At 74.7% G+C, this 9,371-nt stretch carries 8 protein-coding genes; all 8 read left to right on the forward strand.

The features are described from left to right. Positions 1–7: 7 nt before the first annotated feature. The 8 genes from ACH9EU_RS05885 (at position 8) to ACH9EU_RS05920 (ending at position 9,338) form a co-directional block, all read left to right on the forward strand. Positions 8–718 carry an HAD hydrolase-like protein gene (locus tag ACH9EU_RS05885; RefSeq protein ID WP_396413005.1) on the forward strand — a complete coding sequence of 237 codons (711 nt, stop codon included), beginning with the start codon at positions 8–10 and terminating at the stop codon, positions 716–718. After that, on the forward strand, positions 715–1,839 hold the full coding sequence (locus tag ACH9EU_RS05890; RefSeq protein ID WP_396413006.1) for a site-2 protease family protein: 1,125 nt from the start codon (positions 715–717) through the stop codon (positions 1,837–1,839). The genes ACH9EU_RS05885 and ACH9EU_RS05890 overlap by 4 nt, the downstream gene beginning before the upstream one ends. A gap of 248 nt (positions 1,840–2,087) precedes the next feature. Continuing rightward, positions 2,088–3,179, forward strand: coding sequence for a tRNA (adenine-N1)-methyltransferase (locus tag ACH9EU_RS05895; protein ID WP_396413007.1), 1,092 nt, complete (start codon positions 2,088–2,090; stop codon positions 3,177–3,179). Further along, positions 3,176–4,900, forward strand: coding sequence for a proteasome ATPase (gene arc / locus ACH9EU_RS05900; RefSeq protein ID WP_396413008.1), 1,725 nt, complete (start codon positions 3,176–3,178; stop codon positions 4,898–4,900). Before ACH9EU_RS05895 ends, arc begins: the two co-directional genes overlap by 4 nt. Further along, a complete protein-coding gene (dop, locus tag ACH9EU_RS05905) occupies positions 4,897–6,522 on the forward strand; it encodes a depupylase/deamidase Dop (protein ID WP_396413009.1) in 1,626 nt (541 codons plus the stop codon). The genes arc and dop overlap by 4 nt, the downstream gene beginning before the upstream one ends. Before the next feature lie 45 nt (positions 6,523–6,567). Next, on the forward strand, positions 6,568–6,771 hold the full coding sequence (locus ACH9EU_RS05910; RefSeq protein WP_396413010.1) for a ubiquitin-like protein Pup: 204 nt from the start codon (positions 6,568–6,570) through the stop codon (positions 6,769–6,771). A 5-nt stretch (positions 6,772–6,776) separates the two neighbouring features. Continuing rightward, complete coding sequence (gene pafA, locus ACH9EU_RS05915; RefSeq protein WP_396413011.1) at positions 6,777–8,204, forward strand: Pup--protein ligase; 1,428 nt, start codon at positions 6,777–6,779, stop codon at positions 8,202–8,204. Positions 8,205–8,384: 180 nt separating this feature from the next. After that, positions 8,385–9,338 carry an FKBP-type peptidyl-prolyl cis-trans isomerase gene (locus ACH9EU_RS05920; RefSeq protein ID WP_396413012.1) on the forward strand — a complete coding sequence of 318 codons (954 nt, stop codon included), beginning with the start codon at positions 8,385–8,387 and terminating at the stop codon, positions 9,336–9,338. Positions 9,339–9,371 lie beyond the last annotated feature (33 nt).

Genomic DNA, 9,371 nt, shown 5'->3' on the forward strand with positions numbered 1-9,371 from the left:
TGGTGCCATGCCCGTCCTCCCCTCCGCGCCCTCCCGCGCCCTCCTGCCCACCGCTGTCCTGTTCGACATGGACGGCACCCTCGTGGACACGGAGCCGTACTGGATCGAGGCGGAGATCGAGCTCGTGCGCTCCTTCGGGGGCGCCTGGACCGAGGCGGACGCCCTCGCCATGGTGGGCTCCGGCCTCGAGGACTGCGCCGCGGTGCTCCAACGCGCGGGCGCCGACCTGGGCGTGCGGGAGATCGTCGACCACCTGCTCGCCCGGGTCGTGGCCCGCACCCGCGAGCGCACGGTCCACCGGGACGGCGCGCTCGAGCTGGTCGCCGCGCTGCGCGATCGCGGCGTGCCGCTGGCCCTCGTGACCAGCAGCGAGGCGCCCCTCGCGGAGGTCGTCGTCGACGCCTTCGGCGGGCCGGGGGTGTTCGACGTCGTGGTCACCGGGGACCTCGGCCACCCGGCCAAGCCCGCCCCCGACCCGTACCTGCTCTGCGCCGCCCGGCTGCCCGCGCACGACGGCCGCCGGCCCGACCCCCGCGGCATGGTCGCGGTCGAGGACTCCCGCACCGGGGTCCGCTCGGCCACCGCCGCCGGGATCTTCACGGTCGGGGTGCCCTCCGTCGTCCCCCTCGACGGCGCCGGCGCCGACCACCTGCTGCCGAGCCTGGCCGGCGTGACTCCCGACGACCTCGGCCGGCTCGTGGCCGGGGTGCCCGCGTGAGCCCGGCCCCGCGCGGGATCCCCCTCGGTCGCATCGGCGGAGTGCCCGTCACCCTGTCCTGGTCCTGGTTCGTCATCGCGGCGGCCACCGTGGTCCTCTACACGCCCGTGCTGGCCGCGCAGTACCCGCGGCTCGGCGCCCAGGCCTACGCGGCGTCCCTGGGCTTCGCCGTGACCCTCGCCCTGTCCGTGCTCCTGCACGAGCTGGCCCACGCCTGGACCGGGCGCGCGTTCGGCTGGCCGACCGGGCGGATCGTGCTGAGCCTGCTGGGCGGGCACACCCACTTCGGCGACGTTCGCGGCACCCCGCTGGCCTCGGCCGCGGTGTCCCTCGCCGGACCGGCCGTCAACCTGGCCCTCGGCGCGGCCGGCTGGGCCGTGCTGCGCGCGGCTCAGCCCGAGCCGTCGCTCGGCTGGGTGCTGCTGGACCTGACCGCCTGGGCGAACCTCATCGTGGGACTGTTCAACCTGCTGCCCGGCCTGCCCCTCGACGGCGGCCGCGTGGTGGAAGCTCTCGTCTGGGCCGCCACCGGCCGCGAGAGCCGCGGCACGGTGGTCGCCGCGTGGGCCGGACGGGCCCTCGCGGCGGGCCTGATCGTGGCCGTCGCCGTGGCCGGGCTGTGGCGGGAGACCGCCGCGGTCGTGCTCACGGTGCTGGTCGCCGGCTTCATGTGGCAGGGCGCCGGCGCGTCGTTGCGCCACGCCGCCGTCCAGGCGAGGGTTCGCGGCCTCACCGCCGCCTCGCTCGCCGAGCCCGCCGTGGTGCTGCCCGCGGAGGCGTCCCTCGCCGACGCCGACCGGGTCGTGCTGGACCACCTGGCCGCTCACCCGCCGGGCCCGGTGCCGCACGTCGTGATCCTGCACCGCGGCCGCCGCCCGGCCGGGCTGCTCGACCCCGGCGCCGCGGACGCCGTGCCTGCCGACCGGCGCGCGGCCACCCCGCTCACGGCCGTGCTCCGCGGCCTGCCCGAGGACGCGGTGCTCGACGCGGACCTGAGGGAGGAGCAGCTCCTGCGGGCGGTGGCCCGCCGGGAGCACCCCTACTACGTCGTCACCGCGGCCGACGGGCGCCCCGTGGGCGTGCTGAGCACCGCGGTGCTCGAGCGCCGCCTCGCCGGCTGACCGGCTGCCGGGGCCGCATCCAGCACGGTGAGCGGCGGGTCCCACGGGGTACCGGGGGCGCCGCCCCGGCGCCGTGGCCGGCACCGGGGCGGACACCATGGCGGGCACCACGGCGGACACGGTGACAGAATGGGGAGCAGCCCCGCACCCGTGGCCCGGACCCGCGGACGAGCCCCCGCCCGGGACCCCGGACGGCCCCGCACCGACCCGATGACGACCCGATGACGACCCGCCGTGAGAGTGAGCCGATGACCGGAACCGCTGACCAGACCGCCACCCCGCCGCCCGCGTCCCCGCGCGGAGCCGCGAACCGGCGCGGCCCCTTCCGCGCCGGGGAGCGGGTGCAGCTCACCGACGAGCGCGGCCGGATGAACACGGTGACGCTCGCGGCCGACGGCGAGTTCCACTCCCACCGCGGCGTGCTGCGCCACGACGAGCTCGTCGGCCGCCCCGAGGGCACGGTCGTGGAGAACTCCGCCGGGTTCCGGTACCAGGCCCTGCGGCCGCTGCTGAAGGACTTCGTGCTCTCGATGCCCCGGGGCGCCGCGGTGGTCTACCCCAAGGACGCCGGTCAGATCGTCACCATGGCCGACATCTTCCCCGGGGCGCGCGTGGTCGAGGCGGGCGTGGGCTCCGGGGCCCTGTCCATCTCGCTGCTGCGCGCCGTGGGCGACGAGGGCCACCTGCGCTCCTTCGAGCGGCGTGCCGAGTTCGCCGACATCGCCCGCGGCAACGTGGAGACCATGTTCGGCGGGCCCCACCCGGCGTGGGAGATCACCATCGGCGACCTGGCGGAGGAGCTGGGCCGGCACGAGGAGCCGGGCTCCGTGGACCGCGTGGTCCTCGACATGCTCGCCCCGTGGGAGTGCCTGGACGCCGTGGCCACGGCCCTGGCGCCCGGCGGCGTGGTGATGTGCTACGTCGCGACCGTCACCCAGCTCTCCCGCACGGCCGAGGCGATGCGGGCCGACGGCCGCTTCACGGAGCCCGACGCCTCCGAGACCATGGTGCGCGGCTGGCACGTGGAGGGCCTCGCCGTGCGGCCCGACCACCGGATGGTCGCCCACACCGGCTTCCTGCTCTCCGCGAGGCGTCTCGCCGACGGCTCGGAGCGGCTCGCGCCGAAGCGGCGGGCCTCCAAGTCCGAGTACAGCCAGGAGGACCTCGACGCCTGGACGCCCGTGGCCCTCGGCGAGCGCGACGTCTCGGGCAAGAAGCTGCGCCGGGCCGGACGCGAGGCCCTCGGCCTCGCCGAGCGCGCCGCCCGCTCCACCGGAGCGCCCGGCGGAGCGGGGACCGGGCGGGGCACCGGGGAGGCCGGGGGAGAGGAGCGCCCGTGAGCGAGCAGAACGGCCCGCCCGCCGACCCGGAGGAGACCCGCCGCGCGCTCGTCAACGCCCAGCGCCAGGTCAACATCCTGCGCGACCAGAAGCGTGGCCTGGACAGGCAGCTCGCCGCCGCCGGCACCCAGAACCAGAAGCTCGTCCGGCTGCTCGACGCGACCCGCACCGAGATCGCCCAGCTGAAACGGGCCCTCGAGAACGACCTCGCCCCGCCCCTGAGCCAGGGCACCGTGCTGCAGGCCAACCCCGGCCGGGCCCCCGTGGGCGAACAGAGCGGTTCCGGACCCGCCGTCACGGGGCCCACGCTCGACGTCCTCGTCGCGGGGCGCCGCATGCGCGTGGCGCTGAGCCCGCTCGTGAACCTGTCCGCGTGCGAGCCCGGCCGCCAGGTGCTCCTCGACCAGAACTACGTCGTCGGCGCCGTCCTCGGCCACGAGCAGACCGGGGAGATCGCCACCGTCAAGGAGATCGTCGACCACGACCGCGTGCTCACCGTGGGGCGCTCCGGTGAGGAGCGCGTGCTGCTGCTCGCCGGCCCGCTGCGCCGGACCCGGCCCCAGATCGGCGACGCCGTCTCGATCGACCACCGCACCGGCTTCGCCCTGGAGACGGTCGAGCGCACCGACGTCGAGCAGCTCGTCCTGGAGGAGGTCCCGGACGTCTCCTACGACGACATCGGCGGGCTGGGCCCGCAGATCGAGCAGATCCGCGACGCCGTCGAGCTGCCCTTCGTGCACCCGGAGCTCTACCGCGAGCACGGGCTCACCCCGCCCAAGGGGATCCTCCTCTACGGCCCCCCGGGCAACGGCAAGACGCTCATCGCCAAGGCCGTGGCCCGCTCGCTGGCCGAGCGCGCCGCCGCCAAGGCCGGCCGCGACAAGGCCCTGGGCTACTTCCTGAACATCAAGGGCCCGGAGCTGCTGGACAAGTACGTGGGGGAGACCGAGCGGCAGATCCGGTCCATCTTCGTGCGGGCCCGCGAGCAGGCCGCCCGGGGGATCCCCGTGGTCGTGTTCTTCGACGAGATGGACTCCCTGTTCCGCGTCCGCGGATCCGGCCTGTCCTCGGACGTGGAGACCACGATCGTGCCGCAGCTGCTGACAGAGATCGACGGCGTCGAGCGCCTCGACAACGTCATCGTGGTCGGGGCGACCAACCGCGAGGACATGATCGATCCGGCCGTGCTGCGCCCGGGCCGGCTCGACGTCAAGATCCGCATCGACCGCCCGGACGCCGGGGGGGCCCGGGAGATCCTCCGGCTCTACGTGCGCGAGGACCTGCCGCTGCGCCAGGACGAGGTCGACGCCGCGGGCTCCCGCCGCGGGGCGGTGGACACCCTGGTCGACGCCGCGGTCGCCCGGATGTACGAGCGCAGCCCCGAGACGCGGTTCCTGCACCTGAGCTACCGGGACGGCACCGAGGAGACCCTCCACTTCGGGGACTTCACCTCCGGGGCGGTCATCCGCAACGTCGTCGACCGGGCGAAGAAGCAGGCCATCAAGGACCTCCTCACCACGGGCGTGCGCGGGCTCAGCCGCGCCCACCTGGTGCGCGCGGTGGACGAGGAGTTCCACGAGCAGCAGGACCTGCCGAACACGGCCAACCCCGAGGACTGGGCACGGATCTCGGGCCGCCGCGGGGACACGATCGCGGACCTGCGCATGGTCCTGCACCGCGACCCGCACCCTGCGGGTATGAGGCCGGGGGAGGACGGATGAGCGTCCGCCGCGTCATGGGCGCCGAGACCGAGTACGGGGTGCTGGCCGCCGGCAACCCCGCCGCCGACGCCACGGTGCTCTCCACGCAGGTGGTCACCACCTACGCCGCGCTCGTGCGCCGCCGGCTGGGTGCCGGCCACGCCCTCTCCGGGTGGGACTACCACGGGGAGACCCCGCTCGAGGACGCCCGGGGCTTCACCGTGCCCCGGGAGCAGGCCGACCCCTCCCAGCTCACCGACGTCGCCCCCGTGCTCACGGCCGAGGAGGTCGCGGCCGAGGCGCTGCGGGACGCCGGCCCCGCCACCGTGGACCGGCCGCAGGCCGTGATGAACACGGTCCTGCCCAACGGCGCCCGCCTCTACGTCGACCACTCCCACCCGGAGTACTCCTCCCCGGAGGTCACGACCCCCCGGGACGCGGTCCTCTGGGACGCCGCGGGGGACCGGGTGGCGCTGGACGCCGTCCGGGCGATCGCCGCCTCCGCGCAGGACACCGGCCTGGACGTCGTGAACCTCTACAAGAACAACACCGACAACAAGTCCGTCTCCTACGGGGCGCACGAGAACTACCTGGTGCCCCGCTCCGTGCCCTTCGACGACCTCGTCGCCGGGCTGCTGCCCTTCTTCGTCTCCCGCCAGGTAGTGTGCGGGGCCGGGCGCGTGGGCCTGGGGGAGCGCGGCACGCGCCCGGGCTTCCAGATCAGCCAGCGCGCCGACTTCTTCGAGCGGGAGGTGGGCCTGGAGACCACCGTCCACCGGCCCGTGGTCAACACCCGCGACGAGCCCCACGCCGAGCGGGGCCGGCACCGTCGGCTGCACGTGATCATCGGCGACGCCAATCTCTCCCACACCTCGAACCTGCTGAAGTTCGGCACGACCTCCCTGGTGCTGAACCTGATCGAGGCCGGCGCCGCCCCCCGGATCGCCCTCGCCGACCCGGTGGCGGCCCTGCGGACCATCAGCCACGACCCGGGCCTGACCGCCACCGTCCCGCTGCGCGACGGCCGGCGGCTCACCGGGATCCAGCTGCAGCGCCTCTACCTCGAGGCCGCCCGGACGCACGAGCAGGGCGGCACGGACGCCGGGACCCGGGAGGTGCTCGAGCTGTGGGCGGAGGTCCTCGACGCCCTCGAGAGCGACCCGCTGTCCCTGGCCGACCGTCTCGACTGGGTCGCCAAGCACGCCCTGCTGCTGGGCTACCGGCGCCGCGACGACCTCGCCTGGGACGACGCCCGGATGACGCTCGTCGACCTCCAGTACCACGACCTCCGTCCGGAGAAGGGCCTCTATCACCGGCTCGTCGCCGCCGGCCGGATGCGGACCCTGTTCGGCCCCGACGAGATCGCCCGGGCCGCCGAGGAGCCGCCCGCCGACACGCGCGCGTGGTTCCGGGGACGGCTGGTCGCCCGGTTCCCCGACGACGTCGTCACCGCCAACTGGGACTCGGTGTCCCTGTCCCTGCCGGGCGTGCGCCGCGGCGCACGGATCACGATGCCCGAGCCGCTGGCCCTCACCCGCGAGGACACCGCCCGGCTGCTGGGCACGGCCCCCGACACCGAGCAGCTCGTCCGCGCCCTCGACGCCGCCCACCCCGGCCTCGTGCACACCGGCTCCCTCGGCTGAGCACCCCGCCCACCGCACCACCCACCAGACCCAGGAGGACCCGACATGGCCCAGGAACGCATCTTCGGCACCGGCGACCGTCGCCGCGAGGAGACGGAGCTGCCCGACCCCGGTGCGCCCGCACCCGCCGCCGCCCAGGCCCGCACCAGCACGGGCGGCACCGACGACCTGCTGGCCGAGATCGACGGCGTCCTCGAGTCCAACGCGGAGGAGTTCGTCAAGGGCTTCGTGCAGAAGGGCGGGCAGTAGTCCCCATGGACCGCAGGATCTACGGCATCGAGACCGAGTTCGGGATCGCCCACAGCAGCCCGGGGGCCCGGCTGGCCCCGGAGGAGGCCGCCCGCACCCTCTTCGGCCCGGTGGTGGCCTGGGGCCGGTCCTCGAACGTGTTCCTGCCCAACGGCGGGCGCCTCTACCTCGACGTCGGGTCCCACCCCGAGTACGCGACCGCCGAGTGCGCGACCCTGGAGGACGTCGTCGCCCAGGACAAGGCCGGCGAGCTCATCGTCGACGACCTCCGCCGCCGGGCCCAGGACGAGATGGCCGAGGCCGGCACCGCCGGGCAGCTGTACCTGTTCAAGAACAACGTGGACTCCCGGGGCAACTCCTTCGGCTCCCACGAGAACTACCTGATCGCCCGCCGCACCGAGTTCGCCCGGCTCGTGGCGGTCCTGATCCCGTTCCTCGTCACCCGGCAGCTGGTCGTGGGCGCCGGCAAGGTCCACCCGGCCGGACCCGAGGACTTCGGCGGCGCCCGGGTCGGGGAGCTCGACGGCGCGCCCAGCTACTCCTTCTCCCAGCGCGCCGACCACATCTGGGAGGGGTCCTCCTCGGCCACCACCCGCTCGCGGCCCCTCATCAACACCCGTGACGAGCCGCACGCCGACGCCGAGCACTACCGGCGGCTGCACGTGATCGTCGGGGACTCCACGATGTCGCAGACCACCACGGCCCTGCGGGTGGGGACCACGGACCTGATGCTGCGCATGATCGAGGCGGGGCGGATCCTCCCGGACCGCACGATGGCCGACCCCGTCCGCGCCCTGCGCGAGGTCTCCCACGACCTCACCGGCACCCGCCCCGTGGAGCTCGCCGACGGCAGCCGCCGCTCGGCCCTGGACCTCCAGCACGAGCACCTGGAGAGCGTCCGGTCCTTCGTCGACCGCGAGGGCGCCCACCACGACCGGGTGCCCTGGGTCCTGGACCTCTGGGAGCGGACCCTGGACGCCGTGGCCCGCCAGGACACCTCGGGCATCGACACCGAGATCGACTGGGCGATCAAGAAGACGCTCCTCGACGGCTACGCCGCCCGCGACGGGCTGGAGCTCTCCTCGCCGCGCATGGCGCAGCTGGACCTCGCCTACCACGACACCGCGCCCGAGCGCGGGCTGTTCAACCTCCTCCAGCGGCGGGGACGAGCCGCGCGCCTCGTCCCGGAGGAGCGGGTCGAGCAGGCCGCCGCGGTCCCCCCGGCCACGCGCGCCGCCGTCCGCGGCCGCTTCATCGACGCCGCGATGGCCTCCGGCCTCCAGTACACCGTCGACTGGGTCCACCTCAAGGTCAACGGGCGCACGCAGCGCACCGTGCTGTGCAAGGATCCCTTCGCCGCGGAGAACGCCGAGGCGGACTCCCTGGTGGCGGCGCTGCGCACCGAGGGGGCCGGGGACGCCCCCGCCGTGTGAGCCCCCGGCACGCGACCGCTCCGTGAACCCCGCCACACCCCGCGCGAGCCCCGGCACGCGGCTCTCCGACGGGCCGTCCAGCCGACGTCCAGCGCCCTGCACTAGGCTGGGCGCGGTCCCGGCCCGAGCCGGCCGACCGCGCTCGACCTCCACCCGGTCCGACCCCTGAGGAAGAAACCTGTGCGAAAGACCCTGACCACCTCCGGCGCCGCCCTGTCCCTGATGCTGCTGCTCGCCGGCTGCTCCGGCCCCGGGGTCGACTCCGTCGAGCTCAGCGGCGACCCGGAGCCGGGCAAGGCCCCGTCCATCACCTTCGAGACTCCCCTCAACGTGGAGGAGGCCGACGCGAAGGTGCTGCGGGAGGGTGACGGGGCGGAGCTCGCCGAGGGCGACACCCTGCTGCTGCAGGCGGCGCTCTACAAGGGCTCCGACGCCACCTCGATCGGTGAGACCTACTCACGCGGCGCCGGCCAGGTGCTCAAGCTCGAGGCCGAGCTCAAGGAGTCCATCCCCGAGATGTACGACGCGCTCGTCGGCGCCAAGGAGGGCGCCATCGTCGCCTACTCCTCCCCGGAGACCTCCGGGGCCGCCGGGGACGACTCGACGTCCGTGGAGGTCTACGAGGTCGTCCGCAAGATCCCCACGGAGATCGAGGGGGAGATGCAGGACAGCCCGAAGGGCCTGCCCGAGGTCACGGAGAACGAGGAGGGCGTGCCGACCGTCGCGAAGCCCGAGGGCAAGGCTCCCGGGAAGCTCGTCTCCGAGTACCTCGTCGAGGGCGACGGCGAGGAGGTCGCCGAGGGCGACACGGTGATCGCCCACTACGTGGGCGTCAAGTGGTCCGACGGCGAGACCTTCGACTCCTCCTACGACAAGGGCGCCCCGGCGTCCTTCCCGCTCGACAACGTGATCGAGGGTTGGCAGAAGGGCCTGGAGGGCAAGAAGGAGGGCTCCCGCGTGGTGCTCTCCGTGCCCGTGGACCAGGCCTACGGCACCGAGAAGGAACTCGGCAAGGACTCGGAGTACCCGGCCGGGAGCCTGCTGTTCGTCGTCGACATCCTGGCCGCCGTCGAGACCCCGGAGCCCCCGGCCGAGGAGAAGCCCTCGCCCGAGCCCTCGCCGACCCGGGAGTAGGCCCCCGTCGGCTAAGGTGTCCGGGTGGGGTGC

Source organism: Kocuria rhizosphaerae (assembly GCF_044462265.1).
Classification (GTDB): domain Bacteria; phylum Actinomycetota; class Actinomycetes; order Actinomycetales; family Micrococcaceae; genus Kocuria; species Kocuria rhizosphaerae.